The following is a 23,787-nucleotide window of genomic DNA, read 5'->3' on the forward strand; positions in this document are numbered from 1 at the left end:
ATTGGGCTATGCAGCCATATCGAGGTTCTCGAGGGCTGCATAGTAATTGTCTTCGGCCTCAGCGGGCGGGATGTGCCCGATAGGGCCGAATAGCCGGTGATTGTTATACCAATCGACCCAGCGCAGCGTTGCCATTTCGACCGCCGATGCAGTTGGCCATGACCGCTGCCGCCAGATGACCTCGGCCTTGTAAAGGCCGTTGATCGTCTCGGCCAAGGCGTTGTCATAGGAATCGCCGACGCTCCCAACCGAGGGAACGAGTTTAGCTTCAGCCAGGCGCTGAGTGTAGTTCATGGCAAGGTATTGGACTCCCCTGTCGCTATGATGGATCAGCCGGTCATCGGGACGTGGCCTGCGGGCATGAATCGCCTGCTCCAGGGCATCCAGAACGAAGCCTGCAGTGGCTGATGTGCTGACCTTCCACCCCACAATCCGCCGAGCAAAAGCGTCGATCACGAAGGCGACGTAGACGAAGCCCGCCCAGGTATGCACGTAGGTGAAATCGACAACCCACAGAGCGTTGGGCCGGCTGACCCGAAACTCCCGATTGACCTTGTCCAGCGGACACGGCGCCTTCGGGTTGCTGATGGTGGTGATTGTCTTCTTTCCACGCCGGACGCCCGCCAGCCCCATGGCGCGCATCAGCCGTTCCACCGTACATTTCGCCACCATGATGCCTTCACGCCGCATCTGGTGCCAGACCTTGCGTGCGCCATAGAGGCCGAAGCTGGCCTCATGGACCCGCTTGATCTGCTCCCTGATCTCCTCATCGCGCCGGGCACATGCCGGACGCCTCCCGGGATCGGCACGGCGCGCGGCATGTTCGCGGTAAGAGGAAGGGGCCATTGCCAGCTCGCGGCAGATCGGCTCGATCCCCAAATCCTCGCGATGGGCGTCGATAAACGCCATCATCATCTGCCGGGGCGGTCGAGCTCCGCCATCGCAAAATATGCTGATGCCTTGCGCAAAATCTCGTTGGCTCGGAGCAGTTCCTTCACTTCGCGCTCAAGGAGCCTCAGCCGTTCCCGGTCATCGGCGGCAGGCGCCGCTGGCCCCGCTCGTCGGCTCGCCTCCTCACGGCACCAGCGGCGCAGCGTCTCCAGCGAGCAGCCGATCTTCGCCGCGATCGACTTCATCACTTCCCATTCCGAGCCATATTCAGCTCGCTGCTCCGCCACCATACGGACCGCCCGCTCCCGGACCTCAGGAGAAAATTTGTTCGTCGTCTTGCTCATCACGGATGCTCCTTCTCACAAGTTGGAGCCTCCTGAAAAGCCGGGGTGCTTCACAGCGCCGGCAGCCGCGTTGGTGGGGGCAAGGTCTTCATCGTCTACCTCCTGAGCGTTCAAACCGCTCAGCAGGGCATTACGAAGGTCAGCGTCGATCAAGAGGCTATGGAGATCGATCAACGCATCAACGGCAACCTGAGGGCTACCCAAGCTGAATGCAGCGCACACCTCGCGATCCAACATCCATGCCGGAACTACGATGACTTCGCCGGGGCTCACCACAATGTGGGCGACTCTGCCGTTCGCCCGCTCCTCGGTATACTCGCACCGGACCGTACGCTCGAAATAGGGGTGCCACCGATACCACACGACAACGTCGTGCCCGACATGGGCAGAATGTCTGCAAGATGGCCACGCACCGCATGGCGCGCTCCGCGATGTTGTTGTCGATTTCCAGGCGCCCATCGTCGAGGAAGCGCGTCAGCGCGACCCAGCGCTTGCGGCCATAGGCGATCGCCTTGGCCATCTCGGACTTGGGCGAGAGACGGCGCAGGGCATCGTCGAGTGCCTGGCGCAGCTCGTCGATCAATGGCTGGGTGCGGTCCTGCCGGCTTCGTCGTCGGATATCGGGTTGCTGGCCTCGAACCTCTGCCTCGATCTCATAGATCTGGCCGATGCGTTCCAGCAGATCAGTGGTGAGCGACGTCGGCTTGGTGGCGTGAATGTCGAATATCTTTCGCCGGAAATGCGCCCAGCAAGCAACCTCGGTGACGCGGTTCGTGTCGTAGAGCTTGTCATAACCGGCATAGCCGTCGGCCTGGAGATAGCCGGTGAAGTTGGCCAGCTGCCGCTGAGGATGCGCGCCGGTGCGGTCGGTGGTGAACTCATACCAGACCAGCGACGGGGTCGTGGCACCGGAGCCACGATCATCGACGGCGTAAGCCCAGAGCCTGCCAGTCGCCGTCTTGCCGCGTCCCGGATCAAGCATGGGAACCGGCGTATCGTCGGTATGGATCTTCGAGGCGGTCAAGCCGACCTCGCGAATGCGACTGACGATCGGGTCGAGCAGCACGGATGCCTGTCCCACCCAGCCTGCCAGCGTCGAGCGGTCGATCTCGACCCCCTGCGCAGCCATGATCTCGGCCTGGCGGTAAAGCGGCAGATGATGATCGAACTTGGAGACGACGACGTGGGCCAGCGTGCCGAAGGTCGCCTTGCCGCGCGCTATCGCCTTTACCGGTGCGGGCGCCTGCACGATCTTCTCGCAGGCGCGGCAGCTATACTTGGGGCGGATGGTCCGAACGACGCGCCACTGCACCGGCACGGCATCGAGCATCTCGTCGCTATCCTGCCCCAGCGGCCGCAGCGCACCGCCGCACTCGGAACAGGTGCAGGTGCCCTGCTCGGGTTCTATCCGCTGCTCTTCGCGTGGCAGATGGGCGGGCAGCGCCCGAACAGGCGACGGCCGATCAGCCTCTGCCAGATCGGCTCGACGCGCGGCAGCGACGATGGCCTCGCCTTCGAGTTCTTCGAGCGCCAGCTCAAGCTGAGCGATCTGGGTATCGAGCTTCTCGGACGACTTGCCGAACTGCATCCGCTTGAGGCGCGGAATCTGCACGCGCAGCGTATCGATCAGGATGTCGCGGGCGGAAATATCGGCGTGGGCAGCTGCCAATGCAGCTTCAAGCTCGGCGATCCGAGCGTCTTTATCAGGGGTGGAAAGGCCTGCGTCCAACACCACGGTCACATAGCAGATCGATGGTCGAAACGCTAATAAAAGCACCAGAAAATGGGCGTTTTACCCCGCCAATGAAGGAGTGAAAGTGCGTTCAGGTCGCCGCCAGTCGATGCCTTCCAAGAGCATCGAAAGCTGCGCCGCCGTCATCACCACCGACCCCGTCTTGGTCGACGGCCACACGAAGCGCTCCCGGTCCATCCGCTTGGAAAACAGACACATGCCCTGGCCGTCGTACCAAAGCAGCTTCACCAGATCGCCGCGCTTGCCCCGGAAAGCGAACAGCGCACCGGAATGGGGGCTCTGCTCCAGAACCTGCTGCGTCATCACCGCCAGGCCGTCGAAACCCTTACGCCTGTCGGTCGCACCGCAGGCCAGGAAGATCCGCGTCGATGGCGGCAGCGGGATCATCGCGTCAGGATACCGATCACCCGTGACAGGGCATTGGCATCGACCGTGGCATCCACGCTCACCCTGATACCAGACGGCAGTTCGATGCTAATCACGCCGCCGCTGCTCGCTGCAACTGTCGGGGCAGGCAAGGCTGGCTGCTCGCTGATCTGCACCTCCGCAAATGCCGGCTCGGCCAACTTGCGAACCCCGGCAAGCTCACCGGACATCGCCTGGCGCCGCCAAGTGTAGATCGAGCCGCTGCCGACATCATGGCGTTCACAGGCCGCGCGCACGCAGCCCTCCGGCCCGAATGCATCCCGCAGCACGGCCAGCTTCTGCTCTACCGTCCACCGCCGCCGGCCTGACACACGGCTAACGATCTCTATCCGACTACTCATACGACCGCTCGTATGAGCAGTCGCTGCGCCGCTCGCTGAATCCTCAATCTCGTCCGACACCGGCCACCCCGCTCAAAGAGCGGCAATCATCCCCGCGAATGGGCGCCGTGCAAGGCGGCCGTCAGACCTCGCTTACATTACAACATGCAGGTATTGCTCAACAACTCTCGGGGCGGGCTTTACAGCACCGTGCATTTAATCTGAAGCATATCCGGCATGCTTGAAATAGTTCATGCATTCCTCGGATGTGTACAAGGAGCATATATCGCCCACGGCGCGGACGAGGTCGTCGATGGTGCGGGCCTTGATCCGGCGCAGATGCGCCTTGAGTTTTGAGAACGCCAATTCGATTGGATTGAGGTCAGGGCTGTAGGGCGGCAAGAAGACGAACCACGCGCCGCGCTCCTTGACGATTGCCTTGGCCTTTTCACTCTTGTGGCTCGAGAGATTGTCGAGGATCACCACGTCACCGGGTTCCAGCGTGGGGGCGAGCTGCGTTTCGACATAGGCTTCGAACAGATCGCGGTTCACGGCGCCGTTGATGACCCACGGTGCAGTCAACCCATCGTGCCGCAGAGCCGCGATGAAAGTGCGGGTGTTGCGATTTCCAAAGGGGGCATGCGCGCGCAACCTCTTCCCCTTCGGGGCGCGACCACGTTGTCGCGTCATATTGGTCGCGGTTGCCGTCTCGTCGATAAACACCAGCTTGTGCGCTTGTTCGCGCAGCGCGGCTGACGCCCGTCCCGCCGTTTCGTAGCCACCTCCTGGCGGGTGGCCTCTGTCGCTATCAGCGCCGTTTTTTGTAAGAATAGCCCGCCGCGCACTGCAAACGCGACAGCGTGCTGGGGTGGACTGCAGGGCCACCGTTCGCCTGCAGTTTCGCAACCAGTTCAGGCATGGTGATGTCCGGTTCCACTTTGACCAGCCACTCAGCCGGTCACGCCAGGCCGCAAGCTTGCCCCCGCCCGCAGGACGGCCTTGCCGACCCGGCTCCAGCGACCCTGTCCTCGCCATGCGTTGGGCCAGACGCACACCCGTGCTCGCGCTGACGCCAAAACGGCGCACCGCAGCGCGTGCCGACCCTTCCGTCTCGATGCCTCCATACACGCGCTTGCGAAGATCCATCGAATGCGATTTTCCCATCGGCCACCTCCAGCCCGAGAGAATCATAAATCTCGCACCTTGGGAATCGACAGATTCAATTTTCACGCATCACGCTGTAAGAATCGACCGCTTATCATCGAATCGAGCGACCTGAAATTGCAAGTATGAACACTACTTGCGCGGCAGTCGCCCTTCCAGTAATGTAGCTGCGCTTTATGACAGTTGGGAAGGTCTCCACACGGGGAGACCCTTCGTTTGCCCAAGCTCAATTTCCGTCTCGATGAGGCGCTCCATCATGCTCTGATGCGCCGCGCGCGCGGTGCGAACCTGCCCTTGTCGGTCTTCATCCGCCAGGTGCTCGAGCAGGCCGTCGATGAGCGCAAGCGCTATGTCTTTTCCTCTCAGGACGAGATACTCGCCACCACGATCCAGATCCTCTCGATCGTCGCCACATCCGTCGGTCAGCAATCTCCCGCAGCACTTGAGCAGGGCATGGCGCAGGCGCGCGCCATTCTCGCCGAGCGTGGGCTGCTGGGCGGGGAGGATGGCCGGTGAGCATTTTCCGCAACGATACGCTGGGCTCATGGACCCGCGGCGGACAAGCGATCGTCCATAACGTCCGAATGACGACGCAGGTCTTCTACCAGACGCTGTTGGCCGGCTTCATCATCTGGATCATCGGCACCTTCTGGTACGCCTTCGAGAAATCGACGGAGTATGAACGCTTCGTCCTGCTCAAACTCGCCGAGGCCATGATCAAGGTCGACGCGGCAGCCGGTACCAACGATCTTGTGCAGTTCCGCAAGCCCGAAGGCCAGTCCTACTGGACTTCGGCGGACTGGCTCGTCGCCTCCAACCTGGCCAAAAAGACCTTGCATGCGTTCGAGGTCTATCTGCTCCACGGAGCGCTGATCTCGGGACTGTTCAGCCTCGTCATGCTCGCCTGGGCCTGGTTCTATTTCACCCGAACGGGAAGGGGGCTTGGCTCCAATGAATATCTGCGCGGGGCGCGCTTCGGCACGATCCGGCAGGTCAAGCGCGCACTCTGGCGGCAGACCAAAGGACCGCTCCTGATCGGCAAAGTGCCGGTGCCGGAAGCCTATGAGCCCGAACATATTCTCCTGTGCGGCGCGCCGGGCACGGGAAAGACCAACCTCATCGTCGGCATGCTCGAGGGCATCCGCAAATCGGGCCGGCGCGCCATCGTCTATGACACCGCCGGCACCTTCGTCGAGAAATTCTACCGGCAGGGCACCGATATGCTCCTCAACCCGCTTGATCAGCGTACGGCGCGCTGGTCGCCCTGGGTCGATGTGCCGCGCGACTATCATTACGACCAGATCGCCGAATCCACCATTCCTGACAAGCATGGCGATCCCTTCTGGGCGAAGGCGGCTAGAGGCACGCTGGTAGCGGTGATGCGCAAGCTCGCCCGCCAGAAACACACCTATGTCTCCGTCCTGCTCGACAGGCTGCTCCGCTCGAAGCTCAAGGACCTTGCGGCCTTTGTCAGCGGTACCGATGCCGCCGCCTTCATCAGCACTGAGGGCGAGCGCACATCCGCGGGCATCCAGGCCGAGCTCGCCTCGGTGATGCGCAGTTTCGGCTATCTTGACGATACTGACGACGGCTTCTCGATCCGCGACTGGGTCGAGAAGGGCGAGGAGGGAAGCTGGCTCTTCATTACGGTGAAAGCCGACCAGCTTCCCTCGCTGCGCCCGCTCATCACCGTCTGGCTCGATATCGCGATCAGCGCGATCATGAGCCTGACCCCCGATCGCGACCGCCGCCTCTATTGCGTGATCGATGAATTGCCGACGCTGCAGAAGCTGCCATCGCTCTCGGACTTCCTTGCCCGTGCCCGTAAATATGGCGGGTGCGGCATATTGGGCTTCCAGTCCTATCCGCAACTCGAAGCGACCTATGGCATCCAGGATGCCGCCGCCATCACCGGCTATTGCTCGACCTGGGTCGCGCTGCGAGCCAACGATACAGCGACGGCAAAACATGTCTCGGAAAATCTCGGCCAGGTCGAACAGGTCGAGGCGAACGAGGGCATGTCCTATGGCGTCAACGACATGCGGGACGGCGTCAACCTGTCACGCATGCAGGTGACCCGGCCGCTGGTCATGCCGACCGAGGTCACCAACCTTCCCAATCTTGTCGGCTTCCTTCGCTTTGGCCGCAATCTTCCGGTGGTGCGTTTCGACAGCGCCTTCAACGCTGTTCCGTCGCTCGGACCGGCCTTTCTCGAACGCACCGATCCACCGGTGCTGGTCGACAAAGCCAGGGACCTGGTTCGTATCGCCCATGCCGAAGCCCGGGTGAGGGAAGCCATCGAGCGAGAAAGTGCACAGAATCCGCCACCTCCGACACATCCGCAAGCGGCTGCAGACGTGCCGGAGAAGTCGGCGCCGTCGTCGAAGGCTCCCCGAACGCCACCACGGCAACCCGACCTGTTCAATCCGCCGCAGGCGAAGGTCGATCCGAAGCTCGTGGAAGACATCCTGCACGCCAGGGAAGGTGATGACTTGCCCGTCCCGCCACGCGAGGCCTGGACCATCCTCGCCGGTAGACAGGGGGGTATTCGCTCCGATCTTGTCCAGCATGGCCGCGATGATGGGCCACGTGAACCCGCGAAGCCGGCATGATCCAGCCTCAGCGTCTGTACGGCAAGCCTGCTAATATCGCCCGCTACTATACGGTCGGGGACTATTACACCAAGGGCGGCGATGAGCCTTCCGAATGGGGCGGAAAACTCGCCGCCGATCTCGGTCTCTCCGGGCCGGTCGATCCCAAAATGTTCCGCGAGCTCTTGGCCGGCAACGTCGGCGACCAACAACTGGGCCGTTACCGCGCCGACGGAACAATCCAGCATCATCCAGGCTGGGACTTCGCGGTCAATGCGCCCAAGTCCGTTTCTATCATGGCACTGGTCGCCGGCGATGAGCGTGTGCTGGCAGCTCATGAACAGGCGGTGACGGCAGCGATCGGCTATCTGGAGGGCCAGGCGCAACTGCGCCGCCGTGAGGAGGGCAAGATCGTCCATGAAACGACCGGGCGCATCCTCGTAGCCCGGTTCACCGAACATGGCAGCCGCGAACTCGACCCGCATCTCCACACCCATGTCGTCGTCCTCAACATAACCAACCGCCAGGATGGCGATCCGATGGCGAGCCTGGAAAGCAGGGTCATGTATGGCGAGCAGCGCGTTGCCGGACAGATCTACCGCAATGCGCTGGCCTTCGCCTTGCGCGAAGCGGGGCACCAGATCGATTTTGATCCGCGCACCGGCCTGTTCGAGATACGCGGCGTTCCCCAATCCCTGATCGAAAAATTCTCACAGCGCGCCGAGGAGATCGAGGAGCATGCACGCGAGCATGGCCTGGTCGGCCAGAAGGCGCAGCGCGCCTCCTTCTATGCGACGCGCAAGGCCAAGGTGAAGATCGGTCATGACGAACTCTTCGCACAGTGGCACCAGCGTACCGGCGCATTGCTCGACGTGCTGGAGAAGATCGTTGCCGCCGGCAGGGAGCGCGAAGGAGAGCACCTGTCTCCCACGGACAGGGAAGCGTCCCGCGCAGCGCTCTTCGGGCTGCGGCAACTGGAAACCACCGAAGCGGTCAACAACCTGGGCGATATCTTGCGCACCGGTCTTGCCGCCCATGTCGGAGAGGTTCGGCTGGAGGATGTGCGGCCGCGGATCGAAAACCACGAAGCGATCCGCAAACTGCTGCCGACGCACGAGCAAACTGGCGACAAGATCCTGACGCGCGGGCGGACCAGCCGCAAGTCCTGGCGGCTTGAACTGGCCCTGACCCAGCATATCGCCCTTGGCCTTGGCGATGCCCGGCCCATCGCATCGAGCGACCGTGTTCTGCGTGCCCTCGAGGACGCCATATTGAATCAGGAACAGCAACGCGCGCTTGTCGAAACGGCGCTGACGCGTGACCGGATCACTGGTATCCACGGCGTCGCGGGTTCCGGCAAATCGACGCTGGTGAAGATTCTCGGCGAGGCGGCCGAACCCGGCACGACCCTGATCGCGCTCGCGCCCACATCCTCAGCGGCGGCGGAACTGGGGACCAAGGCGAACATCGCTTCCCATACCGTCGCGAGTTTCGTTGCCCGTGGCGGGCAGGGGATCACCGACAGTCATGTGCTGGTCCTCGACGAGGCGGGCCAATTGGGTAACCGTCAGGCCCGCCGTCTGCTGGAGATTAGCAGGTCGACAGGTGCGCGGCTGTTGCTGCTGGGAGACGAGAAGCAGACCGGAGCCATCGAGCAGGGCAAACCCTTCTGGCTGATGCGTCGCCTCGGTCTCCCGACCGTCGAACTCACGGAGGCGATGCGACAGGAAACCAGGACCATCAAATCCGCCGTGACCGCGGCCCGCGCAGGCAATTTCGCAGCCGCCCTGGGCAAACTCGACAGCGTCAGCACGGCTCGCGACAATGAGGAGATGGCCACCCAGGTCGTTAACGCCTGGGTCCGCCTCAAGGCGGAAACACGGACCGGAACGAACATCCTGGTTCTCGACAACGCCACGCGGCTGATCGTCAACAGCAGGATCCGCGAGGCGCTGAGAAATGAAAGCGCGCTCGCTGCCGAGGATAGCCGGCTCTCCATCCTCGCCCCTGCCGGCCTTACCGACATCGAGAAGCATATGGCCCGCTTCTACGGAGCGGGGCAGGTCGTGCGGTTCGACCGCGACATTGCCAGCCTGGGTGTAGCGCGCAGCGCGGACTATCGTGTGGTCGGACTAGGGCGGGACGGTAATGGCCGCCAGGTCGTCCGTCTTGTCGATGAGCAGGGACGCACCATCAGATGGGATCCGCAGACCACCAAGGCGCGGCATATCAATGTGTTCAATCCCGAAGAACGGGAACTGGCACAAGGCGACCGCATCCAATGGCGTCTCGTCAATCGCGATCTCGATCTGCGCAACGCCGAGCGCGGCACGGTGGAGAAGCTGGACGGAGACATGGCCACAATCCGCTGGGATCGCGGCGGGCGTGTCCAGCAAATCAACCTGTCCGAACACCGAACCTGGGATCATGGCTATGCCGAGACCGTCTATTCCTCTCAGTCGAAGACCTATCCGCGCGTTTTCGTTCTGGCACCCGTCGAGTCGCCGTTGGTCAACGCCCAGAATTTCTACACCGCCATTACCCGCGCGATGTACGGCGTGCGGTTATGGACCAATGACGTCAAGGAATTGATCGCCAAGCTGGAACGCCAGTCCGGGGAGAAGACCTCTTCCGCCGAAGGGCTGGGGCGCATGAAGCAAAATCAGGTCGTTGCCTTCGGAACGCGCCACGAATACCGCCTTGCAACGCTCAAGGCCGAACAGGAACAGATGCGCACGCAGCGTCGCGATCGTGCGCTTGAACATTACCTCAATCGCCGTGATGCGCCGCCGCGAGGGGCAGCCGAACATCTCGCCGAAGGCGCCCGAAGCATCGCGCAGGTTCTCGACCACTTTCTGGGCGGTATTCTCGATCATGCGCGCGCGCAGCGCGATGCCCCTCACATCGAGGCGCCGCCCCCGGTGGCAGAGCAGCCGCGATCACCACAGCCTCATTCCGAACCTGGCCATGGGCCCGAACGATAAGGTCGCCGCCATGCTGCTTGCCCTCTGCGTTATTGTCGTAGCTCTGTTGCTCCACCGCGCCCGGGTGCCGATACGCCATCGCTGGCGCCGCCGACAGGCGAGGGCCATGGCGCTTCAGCTAAGCGGCCGAGACCGTCTGCAGCCACCCCAGCTTCTCTATGCGCGTCTGCGGGCCATGGATCCTTTGGCGTTCGAGGAACTGCTGCTCGAATGTTTCGAGCGGCGCGGGCATGGGGTTGTTCGAAACCGCCGCTACACTGGTGATGGCGGAATTGATGGGCAGGTCATGATCGAAGGCGAGATCTGGCTGATCCAGGCCAAACGCTATGCCGACGCTATCCGTCCCGAGCATGTCGCTGCTTTCGATGCGCTGTGTCGTGCGAAAGGCCGGCGGGGCCTGTTCATCCATACCGGCCGTACAGGCCCGCAAAGCCGCGTCATGGCGGCCGGCAGCGACCGGGTCGCAATCGTCTCCGGCCGTGCGCTGCTGTCTCTCCTGACCGGTGGTCCACTGCCTGATCTGGTAACCCCTCGCCAATTACCCCGACCAATATCGCAGAGTGGGAGATGGATATGATGTGGGGCATAACCAAACTCTTGTGGCCAGCCATAGTTGTAGGGACGCTTGTACCGCAACTCGCCTGGGCGAAAACGAGCGACGCGCAGGACGAGCGTGTCATTGCAGCATGTATCCACCGTGCATCACTCGGGCGGCCCTGGCTGGAAAAGACCCTCTGGGGACTGCGCGACCAGGAGGCGGGCTGGATCGGCGCAGAGGTCGCAAACACCAATGGGAGCCACGATCTCGGGCCGATGCAGGTAAACAGTTGGTGGGTTCCAAGAATCGCAGCTCAGGTCGGGAAGCCTACAGCCCATGTGCGGCATTGGCTGCAATTTGATGCCTGCTTCAACGCGGAGGCGGCTCGCTGGGTGTTCCTGTCGGCTTTGCGGGCCACAGATGATTATTGGAAAGCGGTGGGCCTGTATCATAGTCCTATAATGTGGAGACAACGACGATACACTGCTTCTGTAGCCGGGCACATGCGAAGGCGTTTCGGAATTACGATATTCGCTCCAAACCGTACGACAAATTCCCAATACCGGTTGCGGAAGACGACCTTCCCCTTGCCGGTGGCGACATTTTCGCCAACCGTGAACTCCTCGGTCCCCACCGGCGGCAGGCCGCGCACCATATGCTGCATGTCTTCGAGCAGATGCTGGAAACCGTCGACAAGGCATGTGCCGCCGGTTTCCATGATCTTGCGCTGGAGAACGGGGTTGGTCGCCAGGGAATTGGTGGGCGCCAGCGTGTCGAGCAATTGCCGCGCGCCAAATTCGACCATGTCTTGATGATGTTTCGTGACGCCGCCGACTCCCGTGGTCGCCGCGTGCCACCATTGCTGGTTGAGAAGGAATGTCTGAGACAGGATGTTGAACGGAGGCTGCTTCCACGCCAGGTCAGCAAAGCTGCGGTCCTGGGGCAGAGGTTCGATGGCGGGGGCGGTATCGCCGTCGCCGGCACTGCGCAGCGCATAGTCGAACAGGCGCACATATTTTCGCGTCATTTTCGCGCTCAGCTGCAACTGCTTGCCGGGCGAACTGGCGAGGTGAAGTGCCGAGTCCAAAAACGCCTGGGCTAACGTGGCCAGGGAGAGGCCGGAGAGGTGGCCTGCGCGATCGCCGCGACGGCCGCACGATCGAGGGTTTCGGCGATGCCATCAAGAGGATCGGGCGATGACTGAGCATCGAATGCGGCTATGCGTGCTTACTCCAGTTGAAACGAGCTCCCAATGCTGCGTTGCAGCGATCCCTGCTGTACGTAATTATCCGCCCGGTCGACTTGCGGTCAGCACTGCGGCCTTGATGGACATCCCGAACCATTGGACGCAGGCTCACGCCCCACGTCACGTGGTCGAGTCTCACCCCAATCGCATAAAGGTACTGCGTAGGAGAGATATGTGGCAAGCCCCTAGTCACTGGAGGTGGCCAAATTTGTGAGGTCGCTAGTCTGTAGAATCCAAGCCTTGGCATGCACCGACCAAGCCGATGAGTTTTACAGGCTAGGACAGCCTGGCGCGCGGCCTCACTTTCCGGCCGACCGTGTCGAGCAACCAGAGAAGCGTGCCGCGCCAGATTCCATGTAGACTGGCCTGATATCTTCGATAGAGCATCGCATGTCCGAGCTGGGCGATCCGCCCCTCGATAAAGCCGCCCTCGTAAAAGCCGAAGCGGCCGAGCGTCCCATAGGCGTCATAGCCCCCCAACGCGACGAGACTCCCAAAGTCCTTATAGCTTGCAACGGGCCCGGTCTTGCCGGCTATGAGGCCGGGCAGATGGCGTGAAAGAAATCGGGCGTGCTGGCTTGCTGCCTGCGCGGTGGTGGGCACGGGCATGTCACGACCCGGTAGCTGAGGGCTCGCGCAATCGCCAAGGGCGTAGATGTGGTCGTCCGCCAGCGTCCGCAGGGTTGGTCCCACGACCAATTGACCGCTGCGCGTTCGTTCAAGATCGGTCAGCGTATCCATCAGTGGGGGCGCCTTCACGCCTGCGGCCCATATCTTCAGGTCCACGTCCACGGCCTCGTTGCCGTTCAACATGAAGGCGTTTTCGTTCACCGACGATACGCGCTTTCCCACACGCACGATGACGCCCAGCTGTTTCAACTTCTCAAGCGCCGCATCGGCGACCCGCTCGGGAAATGGCCCGAGCAGCCTCGGCCCGGATTCCACCAGGATGACCTCGAGATGCGCCGAAGCGCCCGACATGCCGTACCGTTCAGCGACCGTCGCGACCTGAATGAGTTCCGCCGCCAGTTCCACGCCGGTCGCCCCGCCGCCGACGATGCCCACCCTGAGCTTCTTGCCGAGCACTATGCTCCTGATCAAGTGGACCCGCAGCCGATCGTTGAAGCCTATGGCGTCAGACCGGGTGTCGATCCGCATGCAATGGTCGCTGACGCCTGGGGTGCCGAAATCATTTGCCCGACTGCCGACCGAGAGAACCAGCGTGTCATAGGAAACCTGCCGTTCGGGTGCGATAATCTCTCCCTCGATCCGCAAGGCATCCAAAGACACGGTGCGGTGTTTCCGATCGATCGCGATCGCTTCCCCGAATTCATAGCGAAAACCGTGCGTCAGCGCCTGGGCTGCAAAGACCGTTTCCTGCAAACCCGCGTCTGCGGTACCGGCTGCGATCGTATGAAGCATCGGTTTCCACACATAGGCGGCTTCGCGATCGATCAGGGTGACGGAGAGGCGCTTGCTATTGGCCTTTTTCCCGGCGAGACGCGTGGCTATCTCCAGGCCCGCGACGCCGCCGCCCACCACCACAAGCTTATGGTCTTCGATCATTGCGACCTTTCCTTAAGATTACGCCATCGCTGCCCTGCACGACACCGAGGGGTGCCCTTTGGCAATCCGGCGGTCTGCGGGGCGGCCGGTATCGCACCGGGCGGCCAGAGCTGAAACGGATCATCGCGATATAGGCCGCGCTAAAAGGGCCAGCCTATCCCTTCATCATACTGCTGGCATTTTTTGGCGCGTCGCGCAATAAGTGCAACGGTCGGTATCGTTAAATGGGGCCTGAAGAATAATGAGTTGCCGTATGAGACCTGGGCAAGGGGGACCCTTCTGAGCGAGGAAGCTCCCTCTATCGACCGGTTGGAACGTCGTTCTCGGGGGCAGCCGGTGGCCGGGACAAGGATGTTGGTACGCGGGGACTGCCGGCGACCAGTCTCTTGCATTCACCTACAGCGTCGCGGTGAAGGCGTGATGGTCATTGCGCCTGAACCCCTTGAGCCGATCCCACGCTGGGAGGAGCATGAAAAGCCCTCCATGCCGGGGTCGCCATCGACCCCCCGGCACAGCTGGCCGGTCCGCTTCGCCTATGCAGGTGTTGCAGTTCTTCTTTCGCTGACAGCAGGCCTTGGCACCGCATTGGTCAGCACCAATCTTCCCAATATTCAGGGCCATCTCGGCCTCACGCCGGTCGAAGGCGCGTGGCTGCCGGCGATCTACCTGATGGTCAACATCTCGGCTAACCTGCTGCTGTTCAAGGTGCGGCAACAATATGGGCTACGGCTCTTCGCCGAGATCGGGCTGCCGATCTATGCACTCGTCACCTTCCTCCATCTGTTCGCAGACAGCTATCCTATGGCGCTGTTCGTGCGCGCCGTCAGCGGTTTCGCCGGCGCGACCGTCAGTACGCTCGCTACGATGTACATGCTGCAGGCATTCGGAAAGGCACATATGGGGCAAGGGCTCGTCGTCGGACTCGGCCTGTCGCAGATTTCCGCGCCGCTGGCATGGCTGCTCTCGCCCGCGCTGCTCGATCTGGGCGAATGGCGAACGCTCTACCTGTTCGAATCCGGCCTTTCGCTTTGCTGTCTCGCCGCGGTGGTGGTGTTGAAACTGCCGCCCGGCATCCGGATCAAGGTGTTCGAGGGCCTCGATTTCCTGACCTTCCTGCTGCTGGCGCCGGCGCTTGCATTGTTCGGCGCCGTACTCGCCCAGGGCCGGGTGCAATGGTGGACTGCCCAACCCTGGATCGGCTATGCCTGGATCGGCGCGGTCGTGCTGACGGCGGCGGCCTTCATGGTCGAACATCATCGCACCAATCCCTTAATACAGACCCGTTGGCTGGGCACGAAATCGACGATCCGCTTCGCGATCGGTGCCATGGGTATCCGCTTCATACTTTCGGAGCAGACCTATGGCGCGACTGGGTTTCTGCGGACGCTGGGTATGGGGCCGGACCAGTTACAGCCATTCTATGCCGTGATCCTGGCGGGTATCATCTTTGGCATTGCAGCAAGTGCGCTCACTTTCAACCAGAAGACAGTGATCCCGCAGATACTTCTGTCGATCGTGCTGATCGCGATCGCGAGCTTTCTCGACAGGGATTCCACCAGCCTGACGCGTCCGCACGACATGTTCGTCAGCCAGTTCCTGATTTCGGTGGCGGGCGCGATGTTTATGGGACCGCTGCTGCTCGTCGGCATTATGCAGGCGCTCAAGAACGGGCCTAATTACATCGTCAGCTTCGTGGTGCTATTTTCAATCAGCCAGAGCTTCGGCGGGCTGGCGGGGCCGGCGGTGCTCGGAACCATTCAGCAGTTTCGCGAGCATGAATATTCGGCGCTGATCAATGCCGACTTAGATCCGACGGACCCGGTGGTGGCACAACGCCTTCAGGTCCAGGGTCAGGTCTATGGCCGGGTGATGACCGATCCTATCCTGCGGCAGGCACAGGGAACGGCGCAGCTTGCGCAGATCGCCACGCGTGAGGCAAATGTACGGGCCTTCAACGACATCTTCCTGCTGAACGGCATGCTTTCGCTGGTGCTGCTCAGTTGGTCTCTGTTTCATGTCCTGCGCCTTGCACTCAAGGACAAGTCCCACAAGCCGACGCCCGATGAAGCGGCCGGGTTCCAGGCAGCATCGTAAAAGAGTATCATGGCAGACAATCAGATCATCCGTTCCGACCCCAAGCCGGCCGCACCCGATCAACCCAGGCCCGACCTTGTGGATGCTCAGGGCCGCCCAATCGGCGGAGTGGCGCAGGACGCGTCCAAGGAGGGGGAGCCGCCCAAGATCATCAAACCCAAACGGCGAACGGTCATCGTCATGGCCGCGGTGGCGAGCGCGGGCGTTCTTATCGTTCTGGCCGCTTGGCAGATCTGGCCGTTCACGAGCGCCGTCGTGACCACCGAGAACAGCTATGTCCGCGGCCAGATCACGGTGCTGGCGCCGCAGGTGAACGGCTACGTGAAGGAGGTGCTAGTCCGCGATTTCCAGCGTGTAAAGGCGGGGCAGGCCCTGATCCGGATCGACGACCGCATCTATCGCCAGCAGCTCGATCAATCACTCGGCCAGCTTGACGCGGCTAAGGCCAATCTTGACAATGCCGAGCAGACGATCGCCCAGAATGACGCGGAACTGGATTCGCGCCGGGCCGACATTTTTGCCGCAGAGGCGGAACGCGATCGCGCCAAGGCAGACGAGGACCGCGTCGATGAACTCGCCTCGCGCGGGTCGGTATCGCTGCGCGAACGAGACCAGATCCGGGCGACGGCCCGCGCGGCCGTCGCCAATGTGCTCAAGGCCAAAGCGGCGCTGCGCATCGCGACCGAGACTCGCAAGGCGACATCGGTGTCGCGTGAAGGGCTGCAGGCTCAGGTCAAGACGTCGCAGGCCGCCGTGGATCTGGCGCGGATCAACCTTGCCAATACCGTGATCTATGCGCCCAGGAACGGCCAGTTGAGCGAGGCGAGCGTGCGCCAGGGCCAATATGTCTCCGCCGGCTCGCAACTGCTGTTCCTTGTGCCGGACGCCCTCTGGATCGTCGCCAACTATAAGGAAACCCAGACAGCCAGCATCCGCCCCGGACAGCCGGTGACCTTCACGGTGGACGCGCTGGGCGGCGAGCGGCTGAAAGGCCACGTCGAGGGCTTCGCGCCCGCGACGGGCTCGGAGTTCAGTGTCCTTCGTCCGGACAATGCCAGCGGCAACTTCACCAAGGTTGTCCAACGCCTGCCGATCCGCATCACAATTGATCCGGACCAGCCGGCGGCGCGCAACCTGCGTCCGGGAATGTCGGTGATCACACGGGTGGATACGTCGGTGGCGAGCGGCGTTGGAGACCCGCGTTGACACCCGCGCGATATTTCATCTTCCTGGCGCCTGTCCTGTCGCTCTGCGCGTGCATGCCGGCTGATCGCCCGTCGCCCGCATCCGCGGCGGTCGCACTGCCCACTGCCTGGCGCGATACATCCAGTGGCAACGGCACGGTCGATCCGGCATGGTGGCAGGCGTTCGGCGATCCGGCGCTGACCCGGCTGATCGAGGCGGCGCTTGTCCGTAACACCGACGTGCTGACTGCGACTGCCCGCGTCGAGGAAGTCGCAGCCGACATCCGGCTCGCGCGCTCCGCGCTGCTCCCCTCGCTCGATGCGGTCGGGGCGGCGCAGCGCTCGCGCAGCCTCGGCACCACCGGGACCGCCACCAGTACCGCGCTGCAGCCCGAGATCCAACTCAGCTGGCAGTTGGACATGTTCGGCCGGCTGTCGCGGCTGACAGCGGCGGCGCGACAGCAATATGTCGCGAGCCAGGCCGACCGGGACGCGGTCGCGCTTTCAGTCGCTGCGCAGACGGCGCAGGCCTATATCGGCCTGCTCGCGCTCGATGCCCAGCTTGCCGTCTCCCGCGAGACGGTCAAATCCCGAGCCGAGGCGCTGCGGCTCGCCACCGACCAAGCCCAGGTGGGCTATACCTCGCAGTTCGAATTGACCCAGGCCCAGTCCGAATATGAGGCGGTGAGCCAGGCCATTCCGCAGTTCGAGCAGGCGATCCGTGCGCAGGAGAACGCCTTGCGGCTCCTCACCGGTGAAATGCCGGGCCCGGTGACGCGGAGCGATGGCGCTTTGCTCGCCGCGACTCCACCGACCGTTCCGGCGACGCTCCCGGCCGATCTTCTGCGTCGCCGTCCGGACATCGTCTCAGCCGAAGCGATGGTCGCGGCCGCCGATGCCAGTCTGGCCGCACGCCGCGCCCAGTTCCTGCCGCAGGTGGCGCTCTCCGCGAGCCTCGGCCAGCTCTTCGTGAACGGTCTCGATTATGATCCGGTGACGATCTGGGATGTCGGCGCGAGTGCGCTTGCACCGCTTTTTGCAGGCGGGCGCCTGCGCGCGCAGGTGGATGCGGCGACAGCGCAGCGCGACCAGGCGGCGTTCGCTTACCGGGGCGCGGCGCTAAAGGCATTCGGGGAAGTGGAAACAGGCCTTAGCGGCGTGTCGCGCTTCGCCGAGCAGATCGAGCGGCTTCATAACCGCCGGCAGATTCTCATCCGGTCCGTCGCCATGGCGCGGGATCGTTACCGTGGCGGCTATGCCTCCTATCTCGAACTGCTCGACGCCCAGCGCAACCTCTATTCGACCGAACTGGATGCGATCGGCGTGCGGCAGGATCAACTCGATAACATCATCACCCTCTATCGAGCACTGGGCGGGGGCTGGTCGGCACCATCACCTGCTACCGCAAAAGCTGAGCCCTGATAGCCAAGAATTATCCCCGCTGTCTGTCAGGCGATGTCCCGCTTCCAGAGCAGGACGTCGAGTGCCCGCATGAGATAGGCTCTTTTGGCGGCAGTGGTATTGGGAAATTCTCGGCGTATAAGGATCAGGTTGCGTGGGACCGTCACCAGCGTGTCAAAAATGTGGCGCGCCAGGAATTGCAGCGCATCATCGTCCATCGTCGCGGGCAAGGCAGAGTTGTCAAGGATGGAGCGGATGATACGGATGCCGTCGGGTGCGCCGGGCATCGTGGTATTCGCCAAGGATTCCACCTCGTGATCCACCAGCCATAGAACGAGCGTCTCGAGGCCGATCACCTCACGTTTCAGAGAAGAGTCCAACATCTTCATGCCGACATAAAGAAGCCGGTCGTGCAACGAACCGTTCGGGATCGATGTCGCAATGGGCCTGAGATGCCGGTAAACGCCATGCTCGACCGCTGCACGCAGCAATTTGGTTTTCGCGCCGAAACGCGAATAGAGTGTGCGCTTCGATACGTTGGCGGCGGCGGCGATGGCTTCCATGCTTGCGCCGTCGGCACCGCGATGGATAAATTGTTCAAGCGCTACATCGAGAATATGCGCCCCGAGTTGCGCCGCGATATCCTGGGGCGGCCTGCCACCCTTGGGATCGCGCGGCGGGAGGGACGTGCTGCTCGCCTTGGGGGATTGTTGTGTCATGAGGAAAACCCTAGCGGCATCTTCACCGGATTCCATGACATTTGGCTTGGTCAATCCAGATTTCTTCCGATAACAAAACCGCTACGTATACATATGCATGGCAGGCCGTGCGAGTTCGGGTCATCGGCCAAGGGAGTGAAACGCAGAGCAGGAACGTCGTCATGCCTGGATTCGCATTAGTCATCGGGGAAACGTGCGGCATCAGGCCCGCTATTTCGAAAGTACCTGAAGGTCGACGATATTGCTGCACGTTTACGCTCTCAGTTCTGCCCGAAAGGAATCTTCCATGATCTACCCTGTCGATCTGCTCAAGGCGAATGGCCAGCGCGCCCTGAAACTTGCTGAAATTGCCCGGACTAGCGGCGAGGAATATCTGCAGCTCAGCGGCAAGATTGCGAGCGGCTTTCTCGGACAGGTGCAGGAGATCAAACCCGGCCAGTGCCCCGGTTTCAAGAGCAAGGCCGGCGCCTCCATTCTGTCGGAGATCGAGAAAATCCGCGAAACACGCTATCCAGGGCCAAGACTGTCGTCGAGGATTGGCAATCGACCTGGAAGGATGTCATTTCCGACACCTCGACGGTGAAAGAGTTGACTGATAAATTCCAGAGCCTTCTCCAGCCTCAGAGCTTTTTCCAGCCCTGGTCCGGACTGTTCTCGGCTGCCACGCCGATCGCGAGACCCGTGACACCGCCAAGGTCCGATCAGAAGAGCGCGCCGCAAGCCTGAAAGCCCAATCCATAACGAGGTTCGCCATCATATGGGATGAGGGCTAACCTCGATTTTTCGACCAGAAGCAAGGGTTAGGGGCGTATGGAAGATTTCGGCATGAGCGGGCATCGTTTTGGCTCCAGACGGTCTGGGGTGAGGATCTAATGATCCATGCGCGCCACGCCGATCTCGCGGTTGTAGGCCCGGCCGATGGGCCATCCCGTCGCAAAACGCCATTGAGTCTGTCCGAAGACATGATCTTCGCATCGGGCAGACCCACTCTCCTCGTTCCCTCAGCATGGCGGTCTGATAGACAGGCGGATCATATCGTCATCGCGTGGAACGCGAGCGCCGAGGCATCCAGAGCGGTCGCGGGCGCGCTCCCGCTTCTGTACAGCGCCAAGCAGGTTTCCGTCGTTGTTGTCCCTCAGGCGGGCCTTCCGGTGCCGGACGGGATAGATCCGGGTAAGGCGATCGTTCGCCATCTCGGCTGTCATGGCGTCGTCGCGGACCTCTTCACCCTCGAAGGGAGCGAGGCCGGCCATATCGTCCTCGACTTTTGCATCGAACGCGACGCCGATCTTCTGGTCATGGGCGCCTATGGGCATTCCAAGCTGAGTGAAGCGATATTCGGCGGCGCGACGTGCTATGTCCTGCGTCATGCGGAAGTGCCCATTCTGCTCTCGCGATAGAGGCGGGTTCTATGTCTAGGGGTGCAGAACCGTGATCCAAGGCAATAAATTTCGTCAGGCCGGCCCTACACTAAACGCCGTTGCTGCACTGATGGGCGATGATCTTCGCATTGTGAACGACATCATCCGCAGACGAATGCAAAGCGAGGTGGCTCTGATCCCGACATTGGCAGGACACCTGATCGATAGCGGAGGTAAACGCCTTAGGCCCATGTTGACTTTGGCCTGCGCGCCTCTCGTCGGATACGAAGGCACGCTGCACCACAGTCTGGCGGCTGCGATTGAGTTTCTGCATAGCGCCCCCCTCCTGCATGACGATGTAGTGGACGGATCTTCGCTGCGCCGTGGTCGCAAAACCGCCAATCTGGTCTGGGGAAATCGTGCGACCATCTTTGTCGGCGATTTTCTGCTGTCGCAGAGCTTCGAATTGATGATCGAAACGCAATCCTCTCGCGCCATCGAGCTTTTAAGCCGGGCGACGACGAAGATGGTGCGCGGCGAAATTGATCAATTGGGCGCCGCACGGCGTTTGGCAAGCAACGAGGCCGATTACGATGGCGTCATCAACGCCAAGACCGCCGATCTTTTCGCCGTTGCCTGCCGCATGGCATCGGTGATCGCCGGGGAGAATGAGCGCCGCGAAGCAGCGTTGGATAGCTATGGCCGCAACATCGGAATAGCTTTTCAGCTCGTGGACGATGCGATCGACTATACCTCCAGCGATGCTGCCATGGGGAAAGCGGCGGGAGACGATTTTCGCGAGGGAAAGGTGATCCTCCCGGTCATCCTCTCGTACCGCGATGGCGACCCGCAGGTCCGCCGCTTCTGGCAGGACGTCATTTCCGGACGTACGCCCGCAGATGAGGCCGCGCTCGAACACGCGTTGCACCTTTTGGAGACGCGCGGCGCGATCGCAGAAACCCTGGCCCGTGCAAGATGCCATGCCGAGGCGGCAAAGAAGGCCATCCAGTATTTTCCCGCTTCCGATCTGAAGACTGCCCTGATGGAAGCTGCCGACTTCTCTGTGTCGAGAACGTGATGAATGACGCCGCAAGCTGTCGTCGGCGGACAGGCACGGCAGGCGAGCCGGTAGTGGTGCCGGCCCCGCCGACCGCGATCGTCACATGTTGGGATAATTCGGCCCACCGCCGCCTTCGGGCACGACCCAGTTGATGTTCTGGGTCGGATCCTTGATGTCGCAGGTCTTGCAATGGACACAGTTCTGCGCGTTGATTTGAAATTTGGGATCGCCGTCATCCTGGCCGACCACCTCGTAGACACCGGCAGGGCAGTAACGCTGCGCCGGTTCATCATAAAAGGGCAAGTTGTAACTGATCGGGATCGACGGATCCTTCAGTTGCAGGTGAACCGGCTGGTCTTCCTCATGATTGGTGTTCGAGAGAAACACAGATGACAGCCGGTCGAAGCTGATCTTGCCGTCAGGTTTGGGATAGTCGATCCTGGCGCAGGCGTCGCTACGCCGAATTTTCTCATTGTCGGGCTTGTGCTTCATCGTGAAGGGCAGGCCGATCCTGAGCGTGCGCATCCACATGTCGATGCCCGCCAGCAGCGTACCGATCGTGCCGCCGAATCTGCCGAGCAGAGGTTCGGCATTTTTGACCAGTTGCAGTTCCTTCGCGATCCAGCTCGACCGCAAAGCGTCCTCATACTGGGCGAGCACATCACCGTTTCGATCGGCTTGCACCGCCGCGAACGCGGCCTCGGCCGCCAACATGCCGGATTTCATGGCGGTGTGCGTGCCCTTGATGCGCGGCACGTTGACGAAGCCCGCCGAACAACCGATCAGCGCGCCGCCGGGGAAGACCAGCTTGGGGATCGACTGCCAGCCGCCCTCATTGATCGCGCGCGCACCATAAGACACGCGGCGGCCGCCCTCCAGGAACTTGCGGATCGCCGGATGCTGCTTCCAGCGCTGGAACTCTTCGAACGGGTAGAGGTGCGGGTTCCGGTAGCCGAGACCGACAACGAAACCCAATGCCACCTGGCCGTTTGCCTGATGGTAGAGGAAGCCCCCGCCATAAGCATCGGTCAGCGGCCAGCCCTGCGAGTGGATGACAAGACCCGGCTGATGCAGCGCGGGATCGATGTCCCACAATTCCTTCATCCCCAGGCCATAGACCTGCGGTTCGCTGTCGGCATCGAGTGCATAGTGGCGCTTCAATGTCTTGGTAAGGTGCCCGCGCGCGCCCTCGGCGAAGAAAGTATATTTGGCATGCAGTTCCAGGCCGGGCTGATAATCAGCCTTGCGATTGCCTTCCCGGTCGATGCCCATGTCGCCGGTTGCAACGCCCTTCACTGACCCGTCGTCATTGTAGAGGATTTCGGCTGCCGCGAAGCCGGGGAAGATCTCGACGCCCATGCCCTCGGCTAGTTCGGCGAGCCAGCGGCACAGGTTGCCCAGCGACCCGGTATAGGTGCCCTTGTTGTGCATCCAGGCCGGCGTCATGATGTGCGGCATCGCGATCTTGCCGGTTCTGGTCAGGAACCAGTGCTGGTTGTCTGTCACCGGCACGTCGGCCAGCGAACACCCCATGTCGCGCCACTGCGGGAGCAGTTCGTCCAACGCTTTGGGATCGATCACCGCACCTGAGAGGATATGGGCGCCGATCTCGGAGCCTTTTTCGAGCACGCACACAGCCAGCTCCATACCCCCGTCATTGGCGAGCTGCTTGAGCCGGATTGCCGCTGACAGCCCGGCTGGCCCGCCGCCTACGATGACGACGTCGTAGGGCATCGATTCCCGATCGCTTCCCGTCTCATTCATTGCCCATGCCGTCCATTTAACTCAACGCAAGCGCGTCTTTGCATGATCTGGGTCTCAATCTTCCGGGGCGATGGTGATCGTAAGTCCGTCGAGCACGTCGGACCAGGGGATCTGGCACGAGAGGCGGGAGACGTGTCTGCGATGCTCGGAGCTGTCGAGAAGGTCGTCTTCGTCTGCGCTCATCGCGGGAAGCTGATCGTACGAATCCTCCGCAATGAAGACATGGCACGTCGCGCAGGAGCAGCATCCGCCGCACAGCGCCATCAGTTCATCGATGCCATTCTCGCGAATTATTTCCATCACCGACAGACCCGGCTCTGGGGTGACCCGCACCGCGCTTCCGTCTCTCGTGACAATGTTCAGTGTCGACATGGTATACCC

Annotated in this window: 19 protein-coding genes, 1 pseudogene and 1 other annotated feature; of the genes and pseudogenes, 10 read left to right on the plus strand and 10 right to left on the minus strand. The window is 61.9% G+C overall.

The window, feature by feature from the left end:
* Positions 1-6: 6 nt before the first annotated feature.
* From A7Q26_RS03500 to A7Q26_RS24465, 5 genes and pseudogenes are all read right to left on the minus strand, one after another.
* Positions 7-1,235, minus strand: a protein-coding gene (locus A7Q26_RS03500) for an IS3 family transposase (protein ID WP_157102439.1) whose coding sequence is annotated in 2 segments (ribosomal slippage) — positions 7-947 and positions 947-1,235 — 1,230 coding nt in all. Because the reading frame shifts where the segments join, the coding sequence is not laid out codon by codon here.
* Positions 838-954: a sequence feature (AL1L pseudoknot), on the minus strand. It overlaps the preceding gene by 117 nt.
* Positions 1,236-1,431: 196 nt before the next feature.
* Positions 1,432-2,976 carry an IS66 family transposase gene (tnpC, locus tag A7Q26_RS03510; protein ID WP_232313661.1) on the minus strand — a complete coding sequence of 515 codons (1,545 nt, stop codon included), beginning with the start codon at positions 2,974-2,976 and terminating at the stop codon, positions 1,432-1,434.
* 51 nt (positions 2,977-3,027) lie between these two features.
* Positions 3,028-3,375 carry an IS66 family insertion sequence element accessory protein TnpB gene (gene tnpB, locus A7Q26_RS03515; protein WP_066856594.1) on the minus strand — a complete coding sequence of 116 codons (348 nt, stop codon included), beginning with the start codon at positions 3,373-3,375 and terminating at the stop codon, positions 3,028-3,030.
* Complete coding sequence (gene tnpA, locus A7Q26_RS03520) at positions 3,372-3,755, minus strand: IS66-like element accessory protein TnpA (protein WP_066856757.1); 384 nt, start codon at positions 3,753-3,755, stop codon at positions 3,372-3,374. Before tnpA ends, tnpB begins: the two co-directional genes overlap by 4 nt.
* Before the next feature lie 195 nt (positions 3,756-3,950).
* A pseudogene (locus tag A7Q26_RS24465) lies at positions 3,951-4,898 on the minus strand (IS630 family transposase).
* Between the two features lie 216 nt (positions 4,899-5,114).
* Between A7Q26_RS24465 and A7Q26_RS03530 the strand changes: the two are divergent.
* From A7Q26_RS03530 to A7Q26_RS24470, 4 genes are read left to right on the plus strand one after another with little or no spacing between them, the layout of a single operon-like run.
* Entirely contained in the window at positions 5,115-5,414 is a 300-nt protein-coding gene (locus A7Q26_RS03530; RefSeq protein WP_066856597.1) for a CopG family transcriptional regulator, read from the plus strand.
* Positions 5,411-7,510: a type IV secretion system DNA-binding domain-containing protein gene (locus A7Q26_RS03535; RefSeq protein ID WP_066856600.1), complete on the plus strand. Its 2,100-nt coding sequence runs from the start codon at positions 5,411-5,413 to the stop codon at positions 7,508-7,510. Before A7Q26_RS03530 ends, A7Q26_RS03535 begins: the two co-directional genes overlap by 4 nt.
* Positions 7,507-10,473 (plus strand): MobF family relaxase, encoded by a 2,967-nt coding sequence (mobF, locus tag A7Q26_RS03540; protein WP_066856603.1) that lies wholly within the window; start codon positions 7,507-7,509, stop codon positions 10,471-10,473. The genes A7Q26_RS03535 and mobF overlap by 4 nt, the downstream gene beginning before the upstream one ends.
* A gap of 10 nt (positions 10,474-10,483) precedes the next feature.
* Positions 10,484-11,050 carry a restriction endonuclease gene (locus tag A7Q26_RS24470; protein ID WP_232313662.1) on the plus strand — a complete coding sequence of 189 codons (567 nt, stop codon included), beginning with the start codon at positions 10,484-10,486 and terminating at the stop codon, positions 11,048-11,050.
* Between the two features lie 409 nt (positions 11,051-11,459).
* On the opposite strand, the gene A7Q26_RS03550 is transcribed toward A7Q26_RS24470, so the two are convergent.
* Positions 11,460-12,023, minus strand: a complete 564-nt coding sequence (locus tag A7Q26_RS03550; protein ID WP_332308755.1) for a hypothetical protein — start codon at positions 12,021-12,023, stop codon at positions 11,460-11,462.
* A 510-nt stretch (positions 12,024-12,533) separates the two neighbouring features.
* A complete protein-coding gene (locus A7Q26_RS03555; protein ID WP_232313663.1) occupies positions 12,534-13,802 on the minus strand; it encodes an NAD(P)/FAD-dependent oxidoreductase in 1,269 nt (422 codons plus the stop codon).
* 441 nt (positions 13,803-14,243) lie between these two features.
* Here A7Q26_RS03555 and A7Q26_RS03560 point away from each other — a divergent pair, with 441 nt between their 5' ends.
* From A7Q26_RS03560 to A7Q26_RS03570, 3 genes are read left to right on the plus strand one after another with little or no spacing between them, the layout of a single operon-like run.
* Entirely contained in the window at positions 14,244-15,917 is a 1,674-nt protein-coding gene (locus A7Q26_RS03560) for an MFS transporter (RefSeq protein ID WP_198162821.1), read from the plus strand.
* Positions 15,918-15,926: 9 nt separating this feature from the next.
* Positions 15,927-17,123, plus strand: coding sequence for an HlyD family secretion protein (locus A7Q26_RS03565; protein WP_066856612.1), 1,197 nt, complete (start codon positions 15,927-15,929; stop codon positions 17,121-17,123).
* Positions 17,120-18,523 (plus strand): efflux transporter outer membrane subunit, encoded by a 1,404-nt coding sequence (locus tag A7Q26_RS03570; protein WP_157102440.1) that lies wholly within the window; start codon positions 17,120-17,122, stop codon positions 18,521-18,523. Before A7Q26_RS03565 ends, A7Q26_RS03570 begins: the two co-directional genes overlap by 4 nt.
* A gap of 26 nt (positions 18,524-18,549) precedes the next feature.
* Here A7Q26_RS03570 and A7Q26_RS03575 read toward each other — a convergent pair whose 3' ends face one another.
* Positions 18,550-19,275, minus strand: a complete 726-nt coding sequence (locus A7Q26_RS03575) for a TetR/AcrR family transcriptional regulator (RefSeq protein ID WP_198162822.1) — start codon at positions 19,273-19,275, stop codon at positions 18,550-18,552.
* A 232-nt stretch (positions 19,276-19,507) separates the two neighbouring features.
* On the opposite strand from A7Q26_RS03575, the gene A7Q26_RS03580 reads away from it, so the two are divergent.
* The 3 genes from A7Q26_RS03580 to A7Q26_RS03590 all read left to right on the plus strand — a co-directional run bounded on the left by A7Q26_RS03580 (position 19,508) and on the right by A7Q26_RS03590 (position 21,660).
* Positions 19,508-19,804, plus strand: coding sequence for a hypothetical protein (locus A7Q26_RS03580; protein WP_066856619.1), 297 nt, complete (start codon positions 19,508-19,510; stop codon positions 19,802-19,804).
* A gap of 289 nt (positions 19,805-20,093) precedes the next feature.
* Complete coding sequence (locus A7Q26_RS03585; RefSeq protein WP_066856622.1) at positions 20,094-20,621, plus strand: universal stress protein; 528 nt, start codon at positions 20,094-20,096, stop codon at positions 20,619-20,621.
* A gap of 91 nt (positions 20,622-20,712) precedes the next feature.
* A complete protein-coding gene (locus tag A7Q26_RS03590; protein WP_084438973.1) occupies positions 20,713-21,660 on the plus strand; it encodes a polyprenyl synthetase family protein in 948 nt (315 codons plus the stop codon).
* Between the two features lie 81 nt (positions 21,661-21,741).
* Here the strand turns inward: A7Q26_RS03590 and A7Q26_RS03595 are convergent, their stop codons facing one another.
* Together A7Q26_RS03595 and A7Q26_RS03600 are read right to left on the minus strand one after the other, a co-directional pair.
* A complete protein-coding gene (locus A7Q26_RS03595) occupies positions 21,742-23,406 on the minus strand; it encodes an electron transfer flavoprotein-ubiquinone oxidoreductase (RefSeq protein WP_066856628.1) in 1,665 nt (554 codons plus the stop codon).
* A gap of 54 nt (positions 23,407-23,460) precedes the next feature.
* Complete coding sequence (locus tag A7Q26_RS03600; RefSeq protein ID WP_066856631.1) at positions 23,461-23,778, minus strand: 2Fe-2S iron-sulfur cluster-binding protein; 318 nt, start codon at positions 23,776-23,778, stop codon at positions 23,461-23,463.
* Positions 23,779-23,787: the final 9 nt, after the last annotated feature.

Origin of the sequence: Sphingobium sp. TCM1 (assembly GCF_001650725.1) — a bacterium.
In the GTDB taxonomy this organism is placed as follows: Bacteria; Pseudomonadota; Alphaproteobacteria; order Sphingomonadales; family Sphingomonadaceae; genus Sphingobium.